Genomic DNA, 22,747 nt, shown 5'->3' on the forward strand with positions numbered 1-22,747 from the left:
CTCCGACCCCGCCCGCCCCGACCCCCCCAGATCCGACCCGGCCCGACCCGACCCGGCCTGATCCGACCCGGCCCGACCTGACCCGGTCGGGCCGGTGGCGTTCACCTGCCCGAGCACCTCGGGCAGGCCCCGACGAGCACCCCACCGCCCCCTGCGCCGCCCCCCGACGCAGAAGACTGCCGTTCCCGGGCCGAACCCCCGACCATGGGTCCATGACGTCCACCCGCGCGGACCGCCGCCGCACCCGCCCCTCCCTCGCCGCACGGCCGGCCCGTGTGCGCCGGACCGACGGTGGCACGGCGGCCGGCAGGAGCACGCTCACCCGGCTGCCCGCCGCGCGCCACGACGGCACCGTCCTCGACGGCCACCGCGCCGAGCACGGCCGGCCCGGCCGGCCGCCCGGGTTCCTCGTCGAGGACCTGCCCGCCCTCCCCGCCGGCCGCCCCGTCCTGGTCGACCGCTCCGGCATCCTCCCGCGCGACCGCGCGCCGCTGCTGCGCCGCCCGGAGCAGGCCGCCTTCCGGCCGCCCGCCCCGGCCTTCCGGAAGGCAGGCCGCACCGCCCGGTACGCCGACCCCGCCCGGGCTGGGGCGTGTCGGGTGCATCGGCCCCGGTCCGCGGCGCCAGGGCACGCACGCCCCCGGCCGGCGGCCGGGGGAGCCGCGGCCTCGGCCGACCCGCTCCACAGGACACGCCCGCGGGCCACCGGGGGCGAGGAGGACCCGCGGACCGCCCCGGCCGAGCGCCTCGTCCGCGACGACCTCCGGGACGACGAGGTCCCCCGTCGGGCCGGGCCCCACGCCGCCGCCCTCACCGTGGACGGCACGACACCCGCCGCCGGCCTGGCGGAACCGCTCGCCACGCGGTTCGCCCTGCCCCGGCGGTAGCCGGCCCGACACACCCAGGAGGGACGACGTGGCACGGACGGTGGAGGAGCGCTGGATCGCCGGGGTCGACGTCGGCGGCTCCGGGATCCGGCTCGCCCTGGCGCCCGCCCGGTGGCCGGACGGAACCGCCCCGGCCCGGACGGCCGAACTGGCCGTGCCCGCGCGGGTGTCGGCCACGGCCGGCGGACTGGACGCCGGGGCGCTGCTCGACCGGCTGCTCCCCGCCCTCCAGGGCCTCGCCGCCGGGCTGCCGGACGGCGCGCGGATCGGGGCCGTCGCCGTCGGCGCCACCGGGGCGGCCCTGCTCGGCCGGGACCTCGCCGCCCGGCTGCCCGGCCCGCTGGCCCGCGCCACCGGGGCCCGGCACCTGGTGCTCGCCGGGGACGCGATCACCGCCCATGTCGGTGCGCTGGGCACCGGCGCCGGGGTGACCGTGGCCGGCGGCACGGGCCTGGTCGCGATCGGCCACCGCCCCGGCACCGGCTGGCGGCGTGCCGACGGCTGGGGGCACCTGCTCGGCGACTGCGGCAGCGGCGGCTGGCTCGGCCGGGCCGGGCTGGAGGCGGCCCTGCGGGCGTACGACGGCCGCCCCGGCGGCTCGCCCCTGCTGCTGGCCGCCGCCGAACGCCGCTACGGCCCGGTGACCGGCCTCCCGGCGGCCCTCCAACCGCACCCCGACCGGGCCGCCCGGCTGGCGGCCTTCTCCCCGGACGTCGCCGAGGCGGCCGCGCGGGGCTGCCCGGCCGCCGCCGACCTGCTCCGCCGCGCGGGCGGGGAGATCGCCGCCACCGCGGCCGCCGCCGCCCGCGCGGCCGCCCTCCCCGCCCCCGACCTCGCCCTGACCGGCGGCCTGTTCCGCCTCGCCCCGCTGCACCGCGCCACCCTCGCCGCCCTGGCCACCGCCCTCCCCGCGGCCCGCCTCCGCACCCCCGACGGCCCGCCGCTCCTCGGCGCCCTCCGCCTCGCCGCCACCGCCCCCGACCTGCCCTGGCCCCTCGACCCGCCCCTCCTCACCCTGCTCACCACCCGTCCCTGAGGCCCGTCGCCGAACCCCCGGCGACCGGCAGGCGCCCCACGGCAGGGGCCTGCGGAAGCCACCCGGCCCACCCCTCCGGGCGGACGACGGGGGCCCGACGACGGGGGCTCGACGACGGGGGTTCGACGACGCGCCCTCGCGGCGTGCCCGGAGCCCGGCGCGCGCGGACGGCCGGACCGCCTCCTGCTCGCTCGGCGACCGGATCGGCTCACCGGTCACCACCTGCCGCTCGGGCGTCCACCCCCGCAGCCCCGGGCCGGTCGCCCAGGTCGCCTCCGGCTCATCGCGCCCGAACCGGCGGCCGGCCACCTCCCGGTGGGCCGCGGGGAACGCTGCCGACTCCTCCGCCGACGGGGCCACCTGGGCGGCGGCGATCCCGACCGCGTCGGCGGAATGGTTCCGGTGCCGGTCGCCGTGGCCGACCACCGCCGGAGCCCGCCGGCCGGCGATCCGCTCACGGGCGCCCGGACCGGCCCGGTCGAGCCGGTCCGGACCTGCGGCCGAGTGGAAGGGCCGCTCGACGTCTCCGGCGGTCGCCCGTCCCCCGGGGCCCGTGTGGTCCCACCGGTTCCACGACGGCTTCGGTTCGAGGTCCACCCGGCCGGACAACGGCCGGACAACGGCCGACCAACGGCCCCGCGACGCGCACGGCGCGTCGAGCGCCGCCGCGAAGGGCCCCGACGGGGTGCCCCCGTCGGCAGTGGGCGGCACGAAGTCGTGACCGTGGACCGTGGATGCGCCACGCGCGACGGTGGGAGGGAAATCCGGTTGAGAGGGGGGGCCGGGCGCGCCTAGCGTGCCGGGTATGAACACGACCCCGATGCCCGACGACTGGCTTGCGGCGAACCGTGCCAACTGGGACGGGCGGGTCCCCGTGCACGTGGCCAGTGCGTTCTACGACGTGGCGGGCTTCGTCGCGGGCGGGGAGCCGCTGCGGGACTTCGAGCTCGCCGAGGTCGGCGACGTGCAGGGCAAGTCCCTGCTGCACCTGCAGTGCCACTTCGGCCAGGACACCCTCTCGTGGGCCCGGCACGGGGCGACCGTCACCGGGCTGGACTTCTCCCGGCCCGCGGTGGAGGCCGCCACCGAGCTGGCCGGGCGGATCGGCGCGGACTCCGCCCGCTTCGTGGTCTCCGACGTGTACGACGCCGTGTCCGCGCTCGACGGGCGGCGGTTCGACGTCGTGTACACGGGGCTGGGCGCGCTGTGCTGGCTCCCGGACCTCACCCGCTGGGCACGGACGGCGGCGGCCCTGGTCGCCCCGGGCGGCTTCCTCTACCTCGCGGAGTTCCACCCCTTCGCCGACATCCTGGCGGAGGACGGCCGCACGGTGGAGTACGACTACTTCCACAACGAGGCGACGGTCTGGGACGAGGCCGCCACCTACACCGACGGCGAGATGGCGCCCACGGCCTCCACCGTCACCGTCGAGTGGCAGCACGGCCTCGGCGAGGTCGTGAGCGCCCTGGTGGCGGCGGGCCTGCGGATCGAGTTCCTCCACGAGCACGACTTCACCGTGTTCGCCCGCTTCCCGGTGCTGGAGCACGACCGGGTGTTCCGCTTCCCCGAGGGGCGGCCACGGGTCCCGCTGATGTACTCCCTGCGCGCGAGCAAGCCCGCCTGAGTCCGCCCGTACCCCCCGGGCTACGGCTTGCGGGCCACCGCGCCGTACATGCTGACGCGCTCGGCGCCGGCCTCCGGCGCACCGTCGGGGCGCCAGAGGGGAACGGTGACGACCCCGGGGTCGAGGACCTCAAGGCCGTCCAGGAAGGCGCCCACCTGCTCCCGGCTGCGGCCGACCAGGGGAGCGGTGGCCTTGCTGTAGACGCCCGTGACCCGGTCGCGGACCTCGGCGGGCAGGAAGTCCGCGGTGCCGTGCGACAGGATCAGGTGGCTGCCGGGGGCGAGGGCGTCCAGCAGCGTGCGCACCACCTCGTAGGGCCCCTCCTCGTCCCGCACGAAGTGCAGGACGGCGGCGAGCACGAGGGCCGCCGGACGGTCGAGGTCGAGCAGCTTCTCGGCCTCGGCGTCGGCGAGGAGCTCGACGGGACGGCGCAGGTCGGACTGGATGACGGTGGTGCGGCCGACGGCGGTGCCGCCCATCAGCGCCCGGGCGTGGGCGAGCACGATCGGGTCGTTGTCCACGTAGAGGACCCGGGCGCCGGGGTCGACCGCCTGGGCGATCTCATGGGTGTTGCCGGCCGTGGGGATGCCGGTGCCGATGTCGAGGAACTGGTCGATGCCGAGACCGGCCACGCACCGCACCGCCCGGGTGAGGAAGCCCCGGTTGGCGCGCGCGGTGGAACGGAACTCGGGGTTGGCCGCCAGGGCCCGTTCGGCGGCCTCGCGGTCGGCCGGGAAGTTGTCCTTGCCGCCGAGGTAGTAGTCGTACATCCGGGCGGGGTGCGGGACCTCCGGGCGGAGGTCGGCGGGGACGCCCGGCTCGCCCTGCTCCCACATGCCTTCGTAGCTCACCACTGCTGCCGCGCCTCCGCCCAGCCGATCCGACGACCCGTCGGCGGACAGCGTAGGTGTTCGGGCGGCCTCCCGCGGCTGGTTGGCCGGTTCGCCCCGGGATGTGCGGATCGGGCCGCCTGCCGCCGGGTGCAGCGGGGGAGTCCGCGGGTTCACCCGGGCGGGGGAGACCGGCCCGGCGGGCGGTCCCCGCGCCCGCGGCGCAGGATGGGAGGGTCCGGGGCACCGCCCGGCCGTCCGGGCCGCTGCCCAACCGAGGTGCCGCCGCCGTTCGGCGGCTACGGGAGGTCGCCATGGGCGTCGCCGAGATCGTTCCGGCCGACATCAGGGAGTGGCGGGGTCAGGCCGTCGTGGACCAGAAGGGCCACAAGATCGGCAAGCTGGAGTCCGTCTACGTCGAGACCGCGAGCGACGAGCCGTACTTCGCGACCGTCACGATCGGTCCGGCCGTCTCCGTCGGGCTGAACGTCAACACCAAACTGGTCTTCGTCCCCCTCGACGGCGCGGTCCTGGGCCCGGGGTACCTCAAGGTGGCGTTCCCGAGGGCGCTGGTCAAGTCGGCGCCGTCGATCGGCGTCGACGACGTGCTGCCCGCCGAGGCCGAGCCGGAGGTGTTCGCGCACTACGGCCTGGAGTACACCACCGGCACGGGCGGCGAGCGGCGCCTCGCCCGCCGCTGACCGCAGCACCCGCCCGCGCTGCCCGCCCGCGCCGCGCCGCGCGCCGCCCGCCCCCTCGTCGCCCACCGGGGCAGCGATACCCCACGGGGTACACTGGACAGCCGGTAGTCGACAGCGGAAAGCGGTGCTGAGATGCAGGTGGACGAGGAGGCCGTCGGCGCGGTCCTGAACCGGCTCCGGCGTGCCCAGGGGCAGCTGGCGGGCGTGATCGCCATGATCGAGGCCGGCCGGGACTGCAAGGACGTGGTGACCCAGCTGGCCGCCGTCTCCCGGGCCCTCGACCGGGCCGGCTTCAAGATCGTGGCGAGCGGCATGCGCCAGTGCATGGCGGGCGCCGACGCCGACACGCCGCCGATGAGCGAGGCCGAGCTGGAGAAGCTCTTCCTGGCCCTGGCCTGAGCCCCGGCACCCGCCCACCCGACGGCGGGGGCGTGCGCCACAGCGGCGCACGCCCCCGTCGTCGGCGTGCCGGACCCGTTTCCGCCCCGGACCGTGCCAGGCTCGTCCCTCCATGAGTCCCGCCATCGCCCTGCTCACCCAGGACCTCCGCCTGCACGACAACCCCGTCCTGCACGCCGCCTGCGCCGCCGCCGACGAGGTCGTCCCGCTCTTCGTCCTGGACCCCGACATCGCCGCCGCCGGCTTCGCCGCGCCCAACCGCGCCGCCTTCCTCGCCGACTGCCTCACCGACCTGGACGCCTCCCTGCGCCCGCTCGGCGGCCGCCTGGTGCTGCGCCGCGGACCCGCCGCCCCCGCCACCGCCCGGCTCGCCGCCGAGCTGCACGCCGCCTCGGTGCACGTGGCCGCCGGCGTGAGCGCCTTCGCCCAGCGCCGTGAGCAGGCGCTGCGCGCCGAGCTCGGCGAGCGCCTGCACGTCCACGACGGCTCCCTCACCGCCGCCGTCCCCGGCGCCCTGACGCCCGCCGGCAAGGACCACTACGCCGTCTTCACCCCCTACTTCCGGGCCTGGTCGCAGGCGCCCCGCCGGACCGTCCACCGCCCGCCGAAGGCCCTGCGCACCCCGGACGGCATCGCGAGCGAGCCCGTGCCCACCGCGAAGCCGCAGTCGCCCGCGCTGCCGCCGGGCGGCGAGCGGGCCGGCCGGCGGCTCTGGCGCCGCTACGAGCTGGACCGCTACGCCGACCTGCACGACGACCTCGCCGCCGACGCCACCTCGCGCCTCTCGCCGTACCTGCACTTCGGGTGCCTGTCCGCCGCCGCCCTGGTGACCGAGGCGCTGCGGCACGGCGGCGAGGGCGCCGAGGCGTTCGTCCGGCAGCTGGCCTGGCGCGACTTCCACCACCAGGTGCTCGCGGCCCGCCCCCGGGCCGCGCACCACGCCTACCGCGACCGGGGCGACCACTGGCTTCCGGAGGACGACGAGGAGTGCGCGGCCTGGCGCGCCGGGCGCACCGGCTTCCCGCTGGTCGACGCGGGCATGCGCCAGCTCGCCCACGAGGGCTGGATGCACAACCGGGCCCGGCTGGTGACCGCCTCCTTCCTCACCAAGACCCTCTACCGGGACTGGCGGATCGGCGCGCACCACTTCCTGCGGCTGCTGGTGGACGGGGACCTCGCGAACAACCAGCTCAACTGGCAGTGGGTGGCGGGCACCGGAACGGACACCCGGCCGAACCGGGTGCTCAACCCGCCGGCGCAGGCCGACCGCCTCGACCCGGACGGCGCCTACGTCCGGCGCTGGGTCCCGGAGCTGGCCCACGTCCCCGGCCGGGCGGTGCACCGGCCGTGGCTGCTCGACGAGCACCCGGCCGGCTACCCGGAGCCGCTCGTCGACCCGGCCGCGCTCTCCGACCGCCTGCGCGCCGCCCGCGGACTGGACTGACCGGCCGGACTGACCGGCCGGCAGGCACCGGCCCCGCGCCCCGCGCCCCGCGCCCCGTCCACCCCCCGGTCCCCGTCCCACAGTTCCCGAACCGCCCGACGTTGCGTCACGTTTCGTTCACACCCCGGTCGCCGGTCTTCGGATGAATGGGCCCGGCCCCCACAGTTGTACAGCCAACTGTCGAAGGGGCCGCTCCTCCCAGCCTCCGTCAGCAGCCGCGGACGGCCCCGGTCCGCTCCCCCCTGACGGCCCGGCGCCCGAGCGGCGGACAGGACCTCCGTGGCCACCGGCAGCACCCTGACCCTCACCTCCTCGTCCGGCCCCTCCGAGGGCGAGCGCCTCACCTTCCACTGGACCACCGACGCCCCCGACCCGAAGAACTGGGTCGGCATCTACGACGGCGACCGCCTGCCCGGCAACGGCAGCTCGCTGCTCTGGAAGTACACCCCGGGCACCTCGGGCGACGTCCAGCTCGACACCTCCGCCCTCACCGGCGGCCCGTACACGGCGTACCTGCTCGCCAAGGACGGCTACGGCATCCTCGCCAGGACCGGGCCCTTCACCTTCCGCCCCAAGCCCGCCGTGGTCCGCCCGCACGCCGTCGTGGACGCCTTCACCGCCACCCCGGCGGCCCCCGGCGCGGCCGTCACCGTCAAGCTCGGCGGCCTCTGGGTGCGGCCCGAGGGGAACCCGGCCGGCAGCGCGGCCTTCCGCAAGGTCTCCGGGCCGGCCTGGCTCGCGGTCGCCGCCGACGGCACCGTCACCGGCACCGCGCCGGGCGGGAAGGCACCGCGCACCCCGGAGGTGCTGGTCGTCGGCGTCAAGGACAGCGCCGGCGCCACCGACACCGTCACCGTGCTGCTCCCGGTCGCCGACCCGGCTGCCGCGCCGCGCCTCAAGGTGGCGAGCTGGAACCTCGCCGAGGCGGGCGCCGCCTTCACCGACGCGGTCGAGAAGCAGCTGCGCGTCGTCCTGGCGCAGGGCCTGGACGTCCTGGCGCTCCAGGAGACGGCCGGCGGGGCCGCCCGGACCCTCGCCGACGCGCTCGGCTGGTACGCCCACCAGAGCGGCGGCAGCGTCGCCCTCCTCAGCCGCTACCCGCTGACCGCCGTCACCGGGCCGACCGCCGCCCTGCCCGCGGTCGGGGCGAGCGTCCAGCTGCCCGGCGGGCGCGCCGTCCGCGTCTGGAGCGCGCACCTCGACGAGTCCGACTACGGCCCGTACGCCGCCCAGGACGGGCGCGGCGCCGCGCAGATCACCGCCGCCGAGACCGCCTCCACCCGCTTCCGGCAGGCCACGGCCCTGGCCGCCGCCGTCCAGGCCGACGCGGCCGCCGGAGTCCCGGTGATCGTGGCCGGCGCCCTGTCCTCGCCCTCCCACCTGGACTGGACCGCCGCCACCGCCGCCACCCACAGCGGCGTCGGCAAGCTCGACTGGCCGGTCACCCGGGTGCTCCAGAACGCCGGACTCACCGACACCTTCCGCGAGGAGAACCGGGACCCGGTCAGGGCGCCGGGCTTCACCTGGTCGCCGGTGCGCAAGCAGCGCGCCGCCGGCAAGGCCGAACCCCAGGACCGGATCGACTACGTGCTCCACCGCGGCCGGCTGAAGCTGGTCGAGGCGCACACCCTGGTCGCCGACTGGCCGGCCACCGGCGCCGACCCGGCCGCCCTCGCCGCCAACCAGTGGCCGTCCGACACCGCCGCCGCGGTCGCCACCTTCCAGCTCTGAGAGGCCAGTTCGCGATGTCCGACCTTTCCCGCCGCACCTTCGTCGGCGCCACCGCGGCCGCCGGCGCCGCCGCCCTCACCGGCCTTCCCGGCACCCCGGCGCAGGCCGCCCCCGCACCGGGCCGGCTCACCGGCACCATCAAGGACGTCAAGCACGTCGTGGTGCTGATGCAGGAGAACCGCAGCTTCGACCACTACTTCGGCACCCTGGCCGGCGTCGCGGCTTCGGCGACAAGCAGGCGCTCCGGTTCCCCGACGGCACCGACGTGTTCCGCCAGCCCGACCCGCGCCGCAGCGACGGCAACGTGATGCTGCCCTACCGGATGGACACCTCGAAGTACAACGCGCAGAACGCCGGGGGCCTGCCGCACGACTGGGCCAGCGGCCACCAGGCCATCAACAACGGCGCGATGAACAAGTGGATCGCCGCCAAGGGCGAGCGCACCATGGGCTACTTCACCCGCGAGGACATCCCCTACCAGTACGCGCTGGCCGACGCGTTCACCCTCTGCGACGCCTACTTCACCTCGCTCGCCGGCCCGACCGACCCCAACCGGCTCTACCTGTGGACCGGGACCGCCGGCCCCGGCCGGGACGGCACCACCGGCCCCTGGATCGACAACACGCCCGTCACCGACAACCCCGTCGCCGACTGGACGACCTACGCCGAGCGCCTGGAGCAGGCCGGGGTGAGCTGGCGGGTCTACCACAACCCCAGCAAGGACGACCGCACCGGCGACTACGACGACAACGCCCTGTCCTACTTCCGGCAGTTCCACGACTTCCCGAAGGACGACCCGCGGTACATCAACGCGATGACCACGTTCGACCCGGCCGCCTTCGACGCGCACTGCAAGGACGGCACCCTGCCGACCATCTCCTGGCTGGTCGCCCCCTACCTGTTCTCCGAGCACCCGGAGGCCGGCCCGGCGTACGGCGCGCACTGGGTGAACCAGGCCCTGCAGTCGCTGATGTCCAACCCGGACGTGTGGCAGCACACCGTCTTCCTGGTGATGTACGACGAGAACGACGGCTACTTCGACCACATGGTGCCGCCCACCCCCGAGCCGGGCACGCCCGAGGAGTTCACCCAGGGCCGGGCGATCGGACTCGGCAACCGGGTGCCGCTGTGGGTCGTCTCGCCCTGGTCGCGCGGCGGCTGGGTCAACTCCCAGGTCTTCGACCACACCTCGGTGCTGCGCTTCATGGAGCTGGTGACCGGCGTCGCCGAGCCCAACATCTCCGCCTGGCGCCGCGCCGTCTGCGGTGACCTCACCAGCTGCTTCGACTTCGCGGCGCCCGACAGGTCGGTCCCGCGACTGCCGGACACCAACGCCCTGATGGCGAGGGCCGACGCCGGGACGAAGCTGCCGGGCGTCCAACTGCCCGCCGTCGGCGCCCAGTCGATGCCGGTCCAGGAGCGCGGCGACCGCCCGCACCGCCATCTGCCCTACCAGCCCTGGGCGGAGGCCGAGGTGGACCGGCGCACCGGCCGGGTCACCTGCACCATGAGCAACGACGGCGGCGTCGCCTTCCCGTACACCGTCTACCCGAACATCGCGCAGCCGTTCGCCGGCACCCCGTTCACGGTGGCGCCGGGCGCCTCGGCGACGTACGTCTGGGAGGCCGCGGCCACCAACGGCCGCTACGACTTCACCGTGCACGGTCCGGACGGCTTCGTCCGCCGCTTCGCCGGCACCGTGGTCCGCGACGGCGCCGGGAGCGCCGGCGTCCCGGCGGGCCAGAACGACATCGGCATCCCGATCGTGACCGCCGACCTCTCCGCGTCCGGCCGGCTCACCCTCCAGCTGGTCAACGACGGCATGACCGACGTCTGCTTCTCCGTCGCGCCGAACGACTTCGCCGGCACCGCGCAGACCGTCTGGGTGCGCCCCGGCAAGCAGACCGACCTCGCCTGGCCGCTGGACGGGCAGGGCCGCTACGACGTGGTGGTCACCGCCGCCACCGGCCAGCGCTTCACCCGCCGCTACGCGGGCTGGGTGCACTGACCCGCGAGCCGCTCCGGCCGCGGCCGGGGGCGCCGAACCGGTGACCCCCGGCCGTGGCGCGGCCGCCCGGCCGGGGCCCGCCGCTACCGTCGGCTCCATGCAGCAGATCACCCCATGCCTCTGGTACGACGACCAGGCCGAGGAGGCCGCCCGCTACTACACCTCGGTCCTCCCGAACTCGCGGATCACCGACGTCACCCGCTACACCGAGGCGGGCCCCGGCACGCCCGGCAGCGTGGTGACCGTGGCCTTCGAACTCGACGGCCGCCCGTTCGTCGCCCTCAACGGCGGCCCGGTCTTCCCGTTCACCGAGGCCGTCTCGCTCCAGGTGCAGTGCGACGACCAGGCGGAGGTGGACCGGCTCTGGACGGCGCTGCTGGAGGGCGGCGGCCAGGAGAGCCGGTGCGGCTGGCTCAAGGACCGCTGGGGCCTGTCCTGGCAGGTCACCCCGCGGATCCTGATCGACCTGGTCTCCGGACCGGACCGTGACAAGGCCGCCCGGGTGACCCGGGCCATGCTGTCCATGAGCAGGATCGACATCCGGCAGCTGCTCGACGCGGCCGAGGGGTGAGCGCATGGCCGTCCCCGCCTACCGCCACATCTCCTACCTGCACGCCACCCCGCAGCGGGTCTGGCACGCGCTCACCAACCCCGACGAGTCCGGGCTCTACTGGGGCCACCGCAACGTCTCCACCTGGCAGCCCGGCGCCCGCTGGGAGCACCAGCGCGCGGACGGCTCCGGCGTCGCCGACGCGTTCGGCACGGTGGAGGCGGCCGAGCGGCCGAACCGCCTGGTCACCACCTGGTCGGGCCCCGGCGAGGAGCGGCCCGCCGGGCCGTCCCGGGTCACCTTCGACCTGCGCTCCCACCAGGACCTCACCCGGCTGACCGTCACCCACGACAACCTGGCCGACGAGGCCGAGCGTGCGGACGCCGAGGCGGGCTGGTCGGCCGTGCTGTCCAATCTGAAGACCTACCTGGAGACCGGCCACCCGCTCCCGCAGGACCCCTGGACCATGCCCTGAGCCCCCGGGCCCCTGAGCCCCCGGGCCCGAGCCGCTTCACCCCCCGGCCCTCAGGACCGCCTGGCGCGCTTGCGCCGCCGCCGGCGCGCCCGGCCCGACCCCGGCCGGTCGCCGCGCACCCACCGGCGCAGCCGCCCGAGCCGGGAGAACCGCTCCCGGCTCGCCACCGAGGCCCGGTCCAGCTCCTCCATCAGCCGCCGGGAGCGGTGCTCCAGGTCCAGTTCGTCCAGGATCCGGTCGACCTCCGTCAGCAGCGAGCCCAGCAGGTGCCAGGCGTCCGGGTCCGCGCGCACCTGCTCCAGCAGCAGCCGGGCGACGTTCTCCCGGCTCGCCCAGGCCGCCGTCAGCTCCGAGGCGAGCCGCTCCTCGGCCTCCTCGGCGTTCAGGCTGACCTGGGTGGTCACCAGCACGGCGAAGCTCACCAGCGCGCCGCCGACGTGCGCGAGCAGCTCCTCCATCGCCACCGCCAGGGCCGGGGCGACCAGCGGCTCGCCGGGCCCGCGGCGTTTGGCGAGGTCGGTCAGCGAGCGCGAGATGACCCGGATCACCACCACGCAGATCTCCAGGGTGTCCAGCCCGGTGCGCAGCACCAGCCGGGAGAGCAGCCCCTCGCTGATCCGCGGGTTGAAGCGCAGGCTGTCCTCGGCCTGGCGCAGCGCCGCGTCGACGTCGGCGATCGCCTGGTCGAGCCGGCGGGCCTCGTGCAGCCGTTCGGCGGCGTCCGCGACCGGGGTGGGGCGGCCCAGCTGGTCGGAGAGGTCGAGGAGCAGGTGCCGGGCCCGGCGGGCGAGGTCCTCGATGGACTCGCCGGCGGTGTCCACCCAGACCGGCGGTGCGAACACCAGGTTGAACACCAGGCCGACGGTCGCGCCGATCAGGGTCTCCAGGACGCGGTCCCAGGCCCGGGAGGTCACCTGGGTGACGCCGAGGATCAGCATCGCGCTGATCGCGACCTCCTGGACGAACTCGTCCACCCGCACGAAGCGGCCGATCACCAGCGAGGCCAGGATGATCAGCCCGAGGCTCCACCAGGAGAGCCCGACCACGCTGCTGAAGCCGATCGCGATCAGCACGCCGACCACCACCGAGTTGACCCGGCGGATGCTGGTGGTGAGCGTCGAGTAGACGGTGACCTGGACGACCAGCAGCGCGGTGAGCGGTGCGGTCAGCGGGGCCGGCTCGCTGCTGAGCACCGTCGCCACCACGTAGGAGAGCGTGGCGGCGACGGTCGCGCGGGCGGTCTGCACGGCGAAGGGCTCGCGGGCGGCGCGCCGCACCAGTGCGACGGCCCGGTCGGGCGCCAGGGCCACGCGCGGCTCCTTCCCTACGGTTTGCCGCCGCGCCCCTCACGCAGCAGCTTCCACGGTGCGAGCGCCGACTCGACCTGCACCCCGAGGCTCATCTTCGACGCGCCCTCGACCCGCTCCTCGAAGCGGATCGGAACCTCCTTGACGGTCAGGCCGCGCCGCACCACCCGGTGGTTCAGCTCGACCTGGAAGGAGTACCCGTTGCTGTGCACCGACGGCAGGTCGATCGCCCGCAGGGTCTGCGCGCGCCAGGCCTTGTAACCGGCGGTGGCGTCCCGCACGCCGAGCCCGAGGATGGTGTTCACGTAGAGGTTGGCCCAGGCGGAGAGCGCCTTGCGGTGCCACGGCCACTCGTCGGCGGTCGATCCGCCCGGCACGTACCGGGAGCCGATCACCACCGCGGTGTCGTCGGCGAGCAGGGTCGTCACCATCAGCGGCAGCACGGAGGCCGGGTGGGACAGGTCGGCGTCCATCTGCACGACCACGTCCGCGCCGTCCTCCAGGGCCCGGGTCATGCCGGCGACGTAGGCCCGGCCGAGGCCGTCCTTCTCGGTGCGGTGCAGCACCGTGACCCGGCCGCCGGACTCGGCGGCCAGCTTGTCGGCGACCTCCCCGGTGCCGTCGGGGGAGTTGTCGTCGACGACGAGCAGGTGCAGGTTCGGCAGGTCGAGACCGGCCAGCAGCCCGGCGAGGACCGGAAGGTTCTCCCGCTCGTTGTAGGTGGGCACGACCACAACGACCTTCGGGGAGGCCTCGACCATGTTCTGTTCCCTCGTGAGTCCGGCGCCCGCGGCCGGCACGGCCCCGACGGCCGCGCCGGCCACGGCCGTTCGCAGTACGACCGTGCGAGTGTAGCCGCGTCGTCGCGCACGCCGTCGCGCCGGACCGTCATCTGGTCCGGCGCGAACTCCAGGCGGGGGCGACGACGGCGATCAGGAGCACGGCGAAGCCGAGCTGGAGCAGATGGCGGATCCAGTCGATCCCGGAGGTGTTCCGGACGCCGATCCAGCCGGAGACCGCGTTGCCGAGCCAGGCCCCGGCGGCGCCGAGCAGCATGGTCAGCCACCACGGGATCGCCTGGGGGCCGCGCAGGATCAGCTTGGCGATCAGGCCGAGCACGAAACCGATGAGCAGGATCCACAGGAGCTGGAACATCGCATTCCACCTTTCGAGGCGCGTTCCCCCATGATCGCCCGAACCGTGCGGCGCGGCACGTCCAGCGGGGGAACCGGGTCGTCCGCGCCCCCGCCTGCCCCTTCGTCCGCGTTCCAACCGTCCTTCTTCCGCCCGGCCGGCCGTCCGCCGCCCGGTCAGCCGTCCGCCTCCCGCGCGCCGCCGCTGAGCGCCGCCCCGGTGGCCGGGTCGAAGACGTGCACCCGCTCGGTGTCGATCCACAGCTCCAGCGGCGCGCCCTCGGCGGCCCGGGTGGCGGTGCCGATCCGGGCCACCACCTCGCGGCCGGGCGCCCCGGCGCCCGCCTCCTCCTGCCGCGCGCCGATCTCCTCCAGACCGCCGCCGGAGACCGCGTCGCCCTCGACGGTGAAGTGCGCGAACACGTCCGAGCCGACCGACTCGATCACCTCGATCCCGACCGTGACCCGCGCGCCGCCCTCCGGGTGCTCCAGCAGCGCGGCGTCCTCGAAGTGCTCCGGGCGGATGCCGACCACCACCTCGCGCGGCGCGCCGGCCGCCGTGAGCCGCCGGCGCAGCCGGTCGCCCACCGGCAGGTCGCCGAGCGCGGTGCGCAGCACGCCCTCCTCCAGCCGGCCGTGCAGCAGGTTCATGCCGGGGGAGCCGATGAACCCGGCGACGAACAGGTTGGCGGGCTCGTCGTAGAGCCGCTGCGGCGGGCCGACCTGCTGCACCAGGCCCGCGCGCAGCACCACCACCCGGTCGCCCAGCGTCATCGCCTCGACCTGGTCGTGGGTGACGTAGACGGTGGTGGTGCCCAGCCGCCGCTGCAGCCGGGAGATCTGGGTGCGCATCTGCACCCGCAGCTTGGCGTCCAGGTTGGACAGCGGCTCGTCCATCAGGAACGCCTTGGGGTCGCGGACGATCGCCCGGCCCATCGCGACCCGCTGGCGCTGCCCGCCGGAGAGGTTGGCGGGCCGGCGGTCCAGGTGCTCGGTGAGGTCGAGGATCCGGGCGGCCTCCTCCACCTTGGCGGCGATCACCGCCTTGTCGGTCCTGGCCAGCCGCAGCGCGAAGCCCATGTTCTGACGGACCGTCATGTGCGGGTACAGCGCGTAGCTCTGGAACACCATCGCGATGTCCCGGTCCTTGGGTGCCCGGTCGTTGACCACCTGCCCGCCGATCCGCAGCGTGCCGCCGGTGATGTCCTCCAGACCCGCGATCATGTTGAGGGTGGTGGACTTCCCGCAGCCCGAGGGGCCGACCAGGATGACGAACTCGCCGTCGGCGACGGTCAGATCGAGGTCGTGGACGGCCACCGAGCCGTCCGGGTAGCGCTTGGTGATGCCGTCGAGGACGATCTCCGCCATCGGTCCGCGTCATCCCTTCACTGCGCCGGCGGTCAGGCCGGCCACGATGCGGCGTTGGAAGAACAGCACGAACAGCACGATCGGAACCGTGATCACCACCGCCGCGGCGGCGATCGAACCGGTCGGCTGCTGGAACTGGGAACTGCCGGTGAAGAAGGCGATCGCGGCAGGCACGGTGCGCGCGGCGTCCGTGGACGTCAGCGAGATCGCGAAGAGGAAGTCGTTCCAGCAGAAGATGAAGACCAGGATGGCGGTGGTGAACACGCCCGGCGCCGCCAGCGGGGCGATCACCAGCCGGAACGCCTGCGCGGGGGTGGCGCCGTCCACCTTGGCCGCCTTCTCCAGCTCCCACGGGATCTCCCGGAAGAACGCCGACAGGGTGTAGATCGCCAGCGGCAGCGAGAACGTCATGTAGGGGATGATCAGCCCCGCCCAGGTGTCGAAGATCCCGAGCGCCCGCTCGATCTCGAACAGCGGCGAGACCAGCGAGATCGGCGGGAACATCGCGATCAGCAGCGACATCCCGATCAGCAGCCGTTTGCCGGGGAAGCGCAGCCGGGCCACCGCGTACGCCGCCATGGTGGCCAGCACCACCGCGATCGTGGTCGCGATCACCGCGATGCCGATCGAGTTCACCAGCGCCCGGGTGAACTCCGAGGTGCGGAAGATCCCGCGGTAGTTCTCCAGCGTCCAGCTGCGCGGCACGAAGTTGCCGTCGGTCAGCGTGGCCGGGTCCTTGAACGACAGCGCGGCGATCCACCAGACCGGGAACAGCGCGTACAGCACCACCACCAGGTTGACCACGCCCCAGCCCGCCCCGGCCCGGGCCCGCCGGGCGGTCACCGGTGCTCCGCCGATCCGCCGGGCGCGGCCGCGCCGAAGACCTTGACGAAGACCAGGGCGATCGCCGCCACGCAGAGGAACACCAGCACCGAGATCGCCGAGCCGATGCCCAGGTTGAGCGCGGTGAACAGGTTGTCGTAGCCGAGGATCGACACCGAGCCGGTGTCGTTCGCGCCACCGGTCAGCACGTAGATGTTGTCGAAGATCCGGAACGCGTCCAGGGTCCGGAACAGCAGTGCCACCAGGATGGCCGGCTTCATCAGCGGCAGGATCACCAGCCGCAGCCGCTGCCCGAACCCGGCCCCGTCCACCATCGCCGCCCGCACCGTCTCGGACGGCACCAGCGCCAGGCCCGCCAGCAGGAGCAGCGCCATGAACGGCGTGGTCTTCCACACCTCGGCCAGCACGATCAGCCCGATCGCCGGCCAGTGCTCGGTCAGCGGCGCACTGCCCTCCGGCAGCAGCGCCGCCAGGTACCCGGTGCCCGGCGTCCAGGCGTACTGCCAGGAGTAGGCGGCCACCACCGTGACGATGCCGTAGGGCACGAGCACCGCCGTGCGCACCACACCCCGTCCGATCACCGCCCGGTGCATCACCAGCGCCAGTGCCAGCCCCAGCACCAGCTCCGCCGCCACCGAGACGACGGTGATCAGCACCGTCACCCACAGCGCCTGCCACCAGTAGGAGGAGGACAGCACGGCCCCGTAGTTGTCGAGGCCGACGAACGCCGAGCGGTCCGGGAACCGCAGGTCGTAGCGCTGGAAGGAGAGGTAGACGGCGTAGCCGACCGGATAGGCCGTCACCGCCAGCATCACCAGTACGGCCGGGGCGCACAGCAGCCAGCCGAGCCGGCGCTCCTGGCGGGAGCCCTCGGAGAGCCGGGCGGCGCGCCCGGTGCCCAGTCGGGTCGCGGTCACGGGATCAACCCCTTCGAGCCGAGCGCGTCCCTGATCTGCCCGGACAGGTCGGCCACCGTGCGCTCCGGGTCCACCTCCGACGGCGGGGACAGGGCGTGCGCGACGGCGATCGAGACGTTCTGGTACGCGGGCGTCTGCGGGCGCACCGAGGCGGAGTCGAGGGCCTCCAGCACCTCCGCCGCGAACGGGTAGCTCGCGGTGAGCTCGGCGGCGGTGTACAGGCTGCGCAGCGACGGCGGCAGGCCGCCCTCCAGCGCGTTGGTCAGCTGGTTCTCACGGTTGCGCAGGCACAGCACGGCCTCCTGGGCCGCCTCCGGGTGCCGGGAGTAGGCGCCGACGGCGAGGTCGATGCCCCCGATGGTCACCGTCGCGGGCCGCCCCGGGACGACCGACGGGTAGGGCGCCCAGCGGAAGTGCGGGAACAGCTCGGGCCTGTTCTCCTTCATCGACGGGTAGACGAACGGGTAGTTGAGCTCGAAGGCGGCGGTACCGGACTCCATCGCGAGCCGGTTCTCGTCCTCCATCTGGTTGGACAGCGACGGGTCGGCGGCGGGGGAGCGGGCGACGTCCCGGATCACCCGCGCGGCGGTGACCGCCGGCTCGCCCAGCGAGGGCGCCGTCGCGTCCGCGGTGAGGATCGACCCGCCCGCGCTGGTGACCAGGGTGTTGAACCAGACCGTCAGACCCTCGTACTGGGCGCCCTGCACCTCGATGTCGTGCGGCTTGTCCTGCTCGGCCAGCCGCCGCGCCGCGTCCAGCATCTCGTCCCAGGTCGCGGGCGGCGCCTCCACCAGGTCGTCGCGGTACCAGAGCAACTGGGTGTTGGAGTTGTACGGGACGCCGTACAGCCGGTCCTTCCAGGTCGCCGTGCGCAGCGCCGCCGCCAGGGTGTCCTCGCTCGCCCGCTCGCGCAGCGCACCGGTCCACTCCCGGGCCCAGCCCGCCTCGGCGAACTCGGGCGTCCAGGTGACGTCCAGTCCCATGATGTCCACGCCGGCGTCGTGCGCGGCCAGCCGGCGCACCAGTTGCTGGCGCTGGCCGTCCGCGGTGCGCGGCAGCTTGTTGTAGCGGATGGAGTAGCGCCCGCCGGAGTCGCGGCCGCAGTGGTCCGCCGCCTGCTGCAGCGCGCCCGAGTCGTCGGGGAAGTTGTACCAGTCGAGCACGACCGCCCCGCCGTCCCCGGCCCCGCCCCCACCGCCGCAGCCCGCCGCCCCCCAGGCCAGCAACAGCACCAGGCCGAGGGCGCCCCACTGCTTCGCTCCGGGCATCACGACTCCCTCCGGCGGACCGCCCCACGGCTGGCCCACGCTAGGCCGCCCGCCCGCCCCGCGGCTGCGACCCGCCGCGCGACAGCCCGGCGACCGCCCGGGCGGGCTAAGCCCGCCGGGGGTCCGGCCCCCGGCGGAACCGCCCTGTCGGAGCGGTCACCTACGCTGTCCTGCCATGGGACTCTCGATATCCGTGGGACTGCTCCACGACCAGGCACGCAACGACCCGGAGGGCTTCGAGCACCACCGGCGCGCCTTCGAACGGCTCGGCGCCGCGCTCGCGGCGGAGGGGATCGACTGGCAGGAGCCGCCGTCCGACCCGGCCGCCCCGCAGGACCCCGCCTTCTCCGGCGGCTTCCCCTACGGCTACCTGACCCGGCTGCGCCGCGTGCTGGCGCTCACCGGCCGCGGCGAGCCGGTCACGCCCGCCGAGGAGGGCGAGGCCGCCCGGGAGCGCGAGCGCGAGCTGATCCAGGACGAGGCGTCGAGGTTCGCCTCGCACCTGATCTGCCACGCCGACAACGCCGGCTACTACGTGCCGGTGGACTTCGCCGACCCGCTGTTCCTGCCCGCCGAAGCGGGCGTCGCGGGCGCCGGGATGGTCGGCTCCACGCAGCGCCTGCTGGACGAACTCGCCACCGTCGCACCGGCCCTGGGCATCACCGGAGCCGAGCCCGGCAGCGCGCCCGACGGGCCGTTCGAACCCGAGCAGCACGCCTGGCACCAGCTCCACCGCGCCTGCCTGGCCAGCCTCGCCGGCGGTCACGCGATCGTCTTCCACTGACGGAGCGGGCGCCCGCTCCGTCAGGACAGCGGCCGCCCCGCGACCCCGACCCGCCGCACCCCGCGCGGCGCGAAGGTCATCGGTCCGCTCCAGCCCCGGTGGACGAGGGCGACCTGCGAGGGCAACGGGGTCACCGGGTCGAGCTCCCGCCCGCGCGACCAGTTCCGGAACAGCCCCTCGGTGGTGGCGACCGCCGACACCACCATCGTCACCTGCTCCCCGCCGCCCCAGGTGTGCCACAGGGCCCAGCCCTCCGGACGCGGCTCGACCCCGAACCGCGCGCACATCTGCCCGTAGTCCTCGTCCGCCCCGGCCGGCATCGCGCCGGGCTTCAGGACCGCGGCGGCGGCCAGCTTCAGCAGCGGGCGGTCGTCCGTGCAACCGTCGCCCTCGAAGTGGTAGGAGCGCACGGCCCGCGCCAGCGCGTTCAGGCTGCGCCGGAACGGCGTCGCGTCCTGCGGGTCCTCCGCGTGGTCGATGCCGTCCTCGGCGGACGCCTCGACGCAGAGGTCATGGGCGAGGCGTTCGATCTCGCGCAGGTAGTCCAGCTCGTCGAGTCCTTCGGATGCCGTCATGGCGCGCAGCCTCCCACCCCGCGCGCCGCGCGGCACCCGGATTTCCGGCGGCTGTTAGCCCGGCCAGGCAGCATCCTTCCGCCGCCCGGGTAACCGGGCTCCGGCCCGGGGGAGGGGAAGGGTGGTTCGGGTACGGATCGGGCCGGTGCGGGGGAACGGCCCCCGCCGGCGAACGCCGAACCACCGACCCCAGGAGTCCCCGACATGGCCCGTACGAAGCCCCTCGTCCTGACCGCCCTCGCCGTCTTCGGTGTCCTGGCCGCGAGCACCGCGGCCGCCGCCGACGCCGGTCCCGCCGCCAAGCCCGCCTCCGACAAGCCGGCCGTCACCCTCCCCGGCAACCAGGGCCTCGTCGACCCCGCGCTGCTCGCCGCGCACGACCAGGTCTTCGGCGACTGGGTCGACGTCGCCCCGGGCGCCAACGGCATCGCCTACGTGGCCTGTCCGTCCGGCGAGGTACCCACCGGCGGTGGCGGCCAGACCAGCGCCTTCCGGATCTTCTTCACCGACTCCTACCCGAGCGGCGGCTACTGGGTCGTGCGCGGCACCAACACCGGCACCGCCACCGAGTCCATCCGGGCCACCGCCGTCTGCACCACCCCCTGACCCTCCCGGTCGAACGCCCCGGCCCCGGCCGCCCCGCACCCGCGGAGCCGCCCCGGCCGGGGTGCTCCGCTCCACCGCCCTGCGAGGATGACCCGGTGAACGAAGCCCCCTCCGCCCCGGCGCCCGTCATCCTCGGCATCGACGACCTCCGGCCGCTGCCCACCGCCACCCGGATCGCCCGCACCAGCCGGGAGGGCGTCCAGCTCCTGCGCGAGCACCGGGCCACCCGCATCGACGAGCTCTGGCTCGACCACGACCTCGGTGGCGACGACGACATCCTGCCCGTCGTGACCCTCCTGGAAGAAGCCGCCTTCGGCGGACGGCCCTTCGACATCGGCACCGTCCTCGTCCACAGCGCCAACCCCGTCGGCGCCGCCACCGTCGTGCAGGCCCTCGCCCGCTGGAACTACCGGGTCCGGCGGGCAACGGCGTAGCGACCGCCTCCCGTCACGGGAAATTCACGAACGCGGGTCTACCCGCATAGACCGTGGTGGGTCATCCTGGTGCGACTCGATCGGCCGCCCTCGCACCGGAGCGCACGGCCGCACCGGAGCACGGCCGCGTCACAGCACTGCGCACCACCCCTTCGCCCGGGCGGTTCCGTGGGCCCGTCGCCGGACCACCCGTCAGGGCAGGGGCCGAGTCGGATGCACACCGTTCTCACCGGGAGATGCAGATGAAGCCACGCACCGCAGCCACCGCAGCCACCGTCGTCGCCGTGGCCCTGGCCGGCCTCGCCGTCTCGGCGCCCACGGCGGGCGCCAGCGGCACCAAGCTGTCCCAGTCGGCGGCCGCCGGTCAGTTCAGCAGCGCCGGGATCACCTGGAGCTCCAGCGGGGGCTGCACCACCAGGTCCAACTCCACCTGCACCTCGTTCGAGCAGATCAACTCCGGCACGGTGAGCACCATCATCACCCTCAAGCAGTCCAGCGGCTGCGCCATCAACATCACGGGCGGCACCGAGGTGGGCCACGCCTCCGGCACCTACAGCCACTACAACGGCTACAAGGTCGACATCTCCCGCAGTTCCTGCATCGACGCCTACATCCAGAACAGCTTCACCTACATCGGCTACCGGGGCGACGGCTACCCGCAGTGGAAGGCCGCATCGGGCAACCTCTACTGCAACGAGGGCAGCCACTGGGACATCCTCGTCTACTGACACCCGTTCGCGGGCGCCGGTACCCCGGGGGGCGCCGGCGCCCCGGCATGTCGGGGTGCCGGGGAGCGGTCCGGACCGGGTCCGCGTCGCACCGGTGTCTGCCGTACTCGGCACGGCTTTCCCCGCCCTCCCGAGGAGCTTTCGGCAACAAGCTGCACCTGTACACCCTCGCCAACCGCGGGATGTACAACGCCACCGCCGACTACGACCGCGGCACCTGGTCCGGCTGGGGCAGCGTCACCGCCGTCGCCGACGCGCCCGGGCTCACCGACCTGGCGGTCGCCGCCGCCTGACGGCCGCGGGCACCGTCGGCGGGCCCCGGCCGAACGCGACCGGCCGGGGGCCGCCGGGTCAGGAGCCGGGCGCCGCGGGGAAGAGGGCGTCGAGCCGGGGCGTCCCGGTCCCCAGCGCGGTGCCCGCGGTGCCGGTGGGCTCCTCCCGGGGCTCCTCCGCCGCCTCCTGGAGGGCGTCCAGGGCCTCGTGGAACGCCTCCTGACCGTCGTCCCCCCGGCCCGTCAGCTCCTCGAACGCCTCCTGGGCCACGTAGTCCAGCTCCTCCCACTCCGGCCACTCGTCGTCACGCCACTCCCGCAGGTGCCGCCCCACCAGGGCCCGGACCTCGGCGACGTCGGCGAGGGCGTCCGGATCGGCGAGCACCGCCTCGTAGGTCCGCCGCCCCTGGGCCACCAGCCAGAGCGCGAAGTAGTCGAAGCCGTCGTCGGAGCACAGGCCGCCCTCGATCCGGCGCACCGCCCGCCACAGGGCGTCCGTGGCGACCACGGCGCACGCGGCCTCCAGACGGGCCTGGAACTCCACCGCCTCCGCCGCCGTCCCGCGCCGCAGCGTCCCGCGCAGCCACTCCAGCCGTTCGTGCCGGTCACCGGGGCGACGGCTCAGCTCGTCCATGAGCGCCCAGAAGGTCTTGTCGTCCATGCCGCCCAGGATCGCAATCACCACTGACACACACCGGCCCCGCGAGCACGGGGCCCGTCCGCCGTCCCCTAGGACTTGTCCGCCCGATCATGTGACTATCGCCTGGCTCGCTCGTTGGTTCGGGCATGGGGCGGGGAGATCTTACGGATGCCGAGTGGGAACGGCT

Annotated in this window: 23 protein-coding genes and 1 pseudogene; 14 read left to right on the forward strand and 10 right to left on the reverse strand. The window is 74.9% G+C overall.

What is annotated here, in order from left to right:
- The first annotated feature begins 212 nt into the window (after positions 1-212).
- The 3 genes from ACFXAM_RS27870 (at position 213) to ACFXAM_RS27880 (ending at position 3,547) form a co-directional block, all read left to right on the forward strand.
- Positions 213-887 (forward strand): hypothetical protein, encoded by a 675-nt coding sequence (locus ACFXAM_RS27870; RefSeq protein WP_380295251.1) that lies wholly within the window; start codon positions 213-215, stop codon positions 885-887.
- 28 nt (positions 888-915) lie between these two features.
- Complete coding sequence (locus ACFXAM_RS27875; RefSeq protein ID WP_380295252.1) at positions 916-1,923, forward strand: BadF/BadG/BcrA/BcrD ATPase family protein; 1,008 nt, start codon at positions 916-918, stop codon at positions 1,921-1,923.
- A gap of 805 nt (positions 1,924-2,728) precedes the next feature.
- Entirely contained in the window at positions 2,729-3,547 is an 819-nt protein-coding gene (locus ACFXAM_RS27880; RefSeq protein WP_380295254.1) for a class I SAM-dependent methyltransferase, read from the forward strand.
- Positions 3,548-3,567: 20 nt separating this feature from the next.
- Here the strand turns inward: ACFXAM_RS27880 and ACFXAM_RS27885 are convergent, their stop codons facing one another.
- Positions 3,568-4,401, reverse strand: a complete 834-nt coding sequence (locus tag ACFXAM_RS27885; protein WP_380295256.1) for an SAM-dependent methyltransferase — start codon at positions 4,399-4,401, stop codon at positions 3,568-3,570.
- A 290-nt stretch (positions 4,402-4,691) separates the two neighbouring features.
- On the opposite strand from ACFXAM_RS27885, the gene ACFXAM_RS27890 reads away from it, so the two are divergent.
- From ACFXAM_RS27890 to ACFXAM_RS27920, 7 genes and pseudogenes are all read left to right on the forward strand, one after another.
- Positions 4,692-5,078 (forward strand): PRC-barrel domain-containing protein, encoded by a 387-nt coding sequence (locus ACFXAM_RS27890; protein ID WP_380295258.1) that lies wholly within the window; start codon positions 4,692-4,694, stop codon positions 5,076-5,078.
- Positions 5,079-5,210: 132 nt separating this feature from the next.
- Positions 5,211-5,477 carry a metal-sensitive transcriptional regulator gene (locus tag ACFXAM_RS27895; protein ID WP_344329712.1) on the forward strand — a complete coding sequence of 89 codons (267 nt, stop codon included), beginning with the start codon at positions 5,211-5,213 and terminating at the stop codon, positions 5,475-5,477.
- A 112-nt stretch (positions 5,478-5,589) separates the two neighbouring features.
- The gene (locus ACFXAM_RS27900; RefSeq protein WP_380295260.1) at positions 5,590-6,921 is read left to right on the forward strand and encodes a cryptochrome/photolyase family protein; all 1,332 of its coding nucleotides are present in this window, start codon (positions 5,590-5,592) and stop codon (positions 6,919-6,921) included.
- 279 nt (positions 6,922-7,200) lie between these two features.
- Entirely contained in the window at positions 7,201-8,652 is a 1,452-nt protein-coding gene (locus ACFXAM_RS27905) for an endonuclease/exonuclease/phosphatase family protein (RefSeq protein WP_380295262.1), read from the forward strand.
- 14 nt (positions 8,653-8,666) lie between these two features.
- A pseudogene (locus tag ACFXAM_RS27910) lies at positions 8,667-10,660 on the forward strand (phosphocholine-specific phospholipase C).
- A gap of 97 nt (positions 10,661-10,757) precedes the next feature.
- Entirely contained in the window at positions 10,758-11,231 is a 474-nt protein-coding gene (locus ACFXAM_RS27915; RefSeq protein ID WP_380295263.1) for a VOC family protein, read from the forward strand.
- A 4-nt stretch (positions 11,232-11,235) separates the two neighbouring features.
- A complete protein-coding gene (locus ACFXAM_RS27920; protein WP_380295264.1) occupies positions 11,236-11,685 on the forward strand; it encodes an SRPBCC family protein in 450 nt (149 codons plus the stop codon).
- Between the two features lie 50 nt (positions 11,686-11,735).
- Here the strand turns inward: ACFXAM_RS27920 and ACFXAM_RS27925 are convergent, their stop codons facing one another.
- The 7 genes from ACFXAM_RS27925 to ACFXAM_RS27955 all read right to left on the reverse strand — a co-directional run bounded on the left by ACFXAM_RS27925 (position 11,736) and on the right by ACFXAM_RS27955 (position 18,521).
- On the reverse strand, positions 11,736-12,995 hold the full coding sequence (locus ACFXAM_RS27925; protein WP_380295265.1) for an aromatic acid exporter family protein: 1,260 nt from the start codon (positions 12,993-12,995) through the stop codon (positions 11,736-11,738).
- Between the two features lie 14 nt (positions 12,996-13,009).
- Entirely contained in the window at positions 13,010-13,753 is a 744-nt protein-coding gene (locus tag ACFXAM_RS27930; RefSeq protein WP_380295267.1) for a polyprenol monophosphomannose synthase, read from the reverse strand.
- A 127-nt stretch (positions 13,754-13,880) separates the two neighbouring features.
- Complete coding sequence (locus ACFXAM_RS27935; RefSeq protein WP_380295269.1) at positions 13,881-14,147, reverse strand: GlsB/YeaQ/YmgE family stress response membrane protein; 267 nt, start codon at positions 14,145-14,147, stop codon at positions 13,881-13,883.
- A gap of 155 nt (positions 14,148-14,302) precedes the next feature.
- Positions 14,303-15,493, reverse strand: a complete 1,191-nt coding sequence (locus ACFXAM_RS27940) for an ABC transporter ATP-binding protein (RefSeq protein ID WP_380295270.1) — start codon at positions 15,491-15,493, stop codon at positions 14,303-14,305.
- A 9-nt stretch (positions 15,494-15,502) separates the two neighbouring features.
- Positions 15,503-16,336: a carbohydrate ABC transporter permease gene (locus ACFXAM_RS27945; RefSeq protein ID WP_380295272.1), complete on the reverse strand. Its 834-nt coding sequence runs from the start codon at positions 16,334-16,336 to the stop codon at positions 15,503-15,505.
- Positions 16,333-17,253 (reverse strand): carbohydrate ABC transporter permease, encoded by a 921-nt coding sequence (locus tag ACFXAM_RS27950; RefSeq protein WP_380295273.1) that lies wholly within the window; start codon positions 17,251-17,253, stop codon positions 16,333-16,335. The genes ACFXAM_RS27945 and ACFXAM_RS27950 overlap by 4 nt, the downstream gene beginning before the upstream one ends.
- Entirely contained in the window at positions 17,250-18,521 is a 1,272-nt protein-coding gene (locus tag ACFXAM_RS27955) for an ABC transporter substrate-binding protein (RefSeq protein ID WP_380295275.1), read from the reverse strand. The genes ACFXAM_RS27950 and ACFXAM_RS27955 overlap by 4 nt, the downstream gene beginning before the upstream one ends.
- A 175-nt stretch (positions 18,522-18,696) precedes the next feature.
- Between ACFXAM_RS27955 and ACFXAM_RS27960 the strand changes: the two genes are divergently transcribed.
- Positions 18,697-19,305 carry a hypothetical protein gene (locus ACFXAM_RS27960; protein WP_380295277.1) on the forward strand — a complete coding sequence of 203 codons (609 nt, stop codon included), beginning with the start codon at positions 18,697-18,699 and terminating at the stop codon, positions 19,303-19,305.
- 20 nt (positions 19,306-19,325) lie between these two features.
- On the opposite strand, the gene ACFXAM_RS27965 is transcribed toward ACFXAM_RS27960, so the two are convergent.
- Positions 19,326-19,880, reverse strand: coding sequence for a hypothetical protein (locus ACFXAM_RS27965; RefSeq protein WP_380295279.1), 555 nt, complete (start codon positions 19,878-19,880; stop codon positions 19,326-19,328).
- 204 nt (positions 19,881-20,084) lie between these two features.
- On the opposite strand from ACFXAM_RS27965, the gene ACFXAM_RS27970 reads away from it, so the two are divergent.
- The 3 genes from ACFXAM_RS27970 to ACFXAM_RS27980 all read left to right on the forward strand — a co-directional run bounded on the left by ACFXAM_RS27970 (position 20,085) and on the right by ACFXAM_RS27980 (position 21,648).
- The gene (locus ACFXAM_RS27970) at positions 20,085-20,486 is read left to right on the forward strand and encodes a hypothetical protein (protein WP_380295281.1); all 402 of its coding nucleotides are present in this window, start codon (positions 20,085-20,087) and stop codon (positions 20,484-20,486) included.
- Positions 20,487-20,581: 95 nt separating this feature from the next.
- The gene (locus ACFXAM_RS27975) at positions 20,582-20,920 is read left to right on the forward strand and encodes a cyclic-phosphate processing receiver domain-containing protein (RefSeq protein WP_380295283.1); all 339 of its coding nucleotides are present in this window, start codon (positions 20,582-20,584) and stop codon (positions 20,918-20,920) included.
- 242 nt (positions 20,921-21,162) lie between these two features.
- Positions 21,163-21,648, forward strand: coding sequence for a hypothetical protein (locus ACFXAM_RS27980; protein WP_380295285.1), 486 nt, complete (start codon positions 21,163-21,165; stop codon positions 21,646-21,648).
- 351 nt (positions 21,649-21,999) lie between these two features.
- Here ACFXAM_RS27980 and ACFXAM_RS27985 read toward each other — a convergent pair whose 3' ends face one another.
- Positions 22,000-22,581: a DUF4240 domain-containing protein gene (locus ACFXAM_RS27985; RefSeq protein WP_380295287.1), complete on the reverse strand. Its 582-nt coding sequence runs from the start codon at positions 22,579-22,581 to the stop codon at positions 22,000-22,002.
- Positions 22,582-22,747: the final 166 nt, after the last annotated feature.

The sequence above is a fragment of the Kitasatospora sp. NPDC059462 genome (genome assembly GCF_042749955.1).
In the GTDB taxonomy this organism is placed as follows: domain Bacteria; phylum Actinomycetota; class Actinomycetes; order Streptomycetales; family Streptomycetaceae; genus Kitasatospora.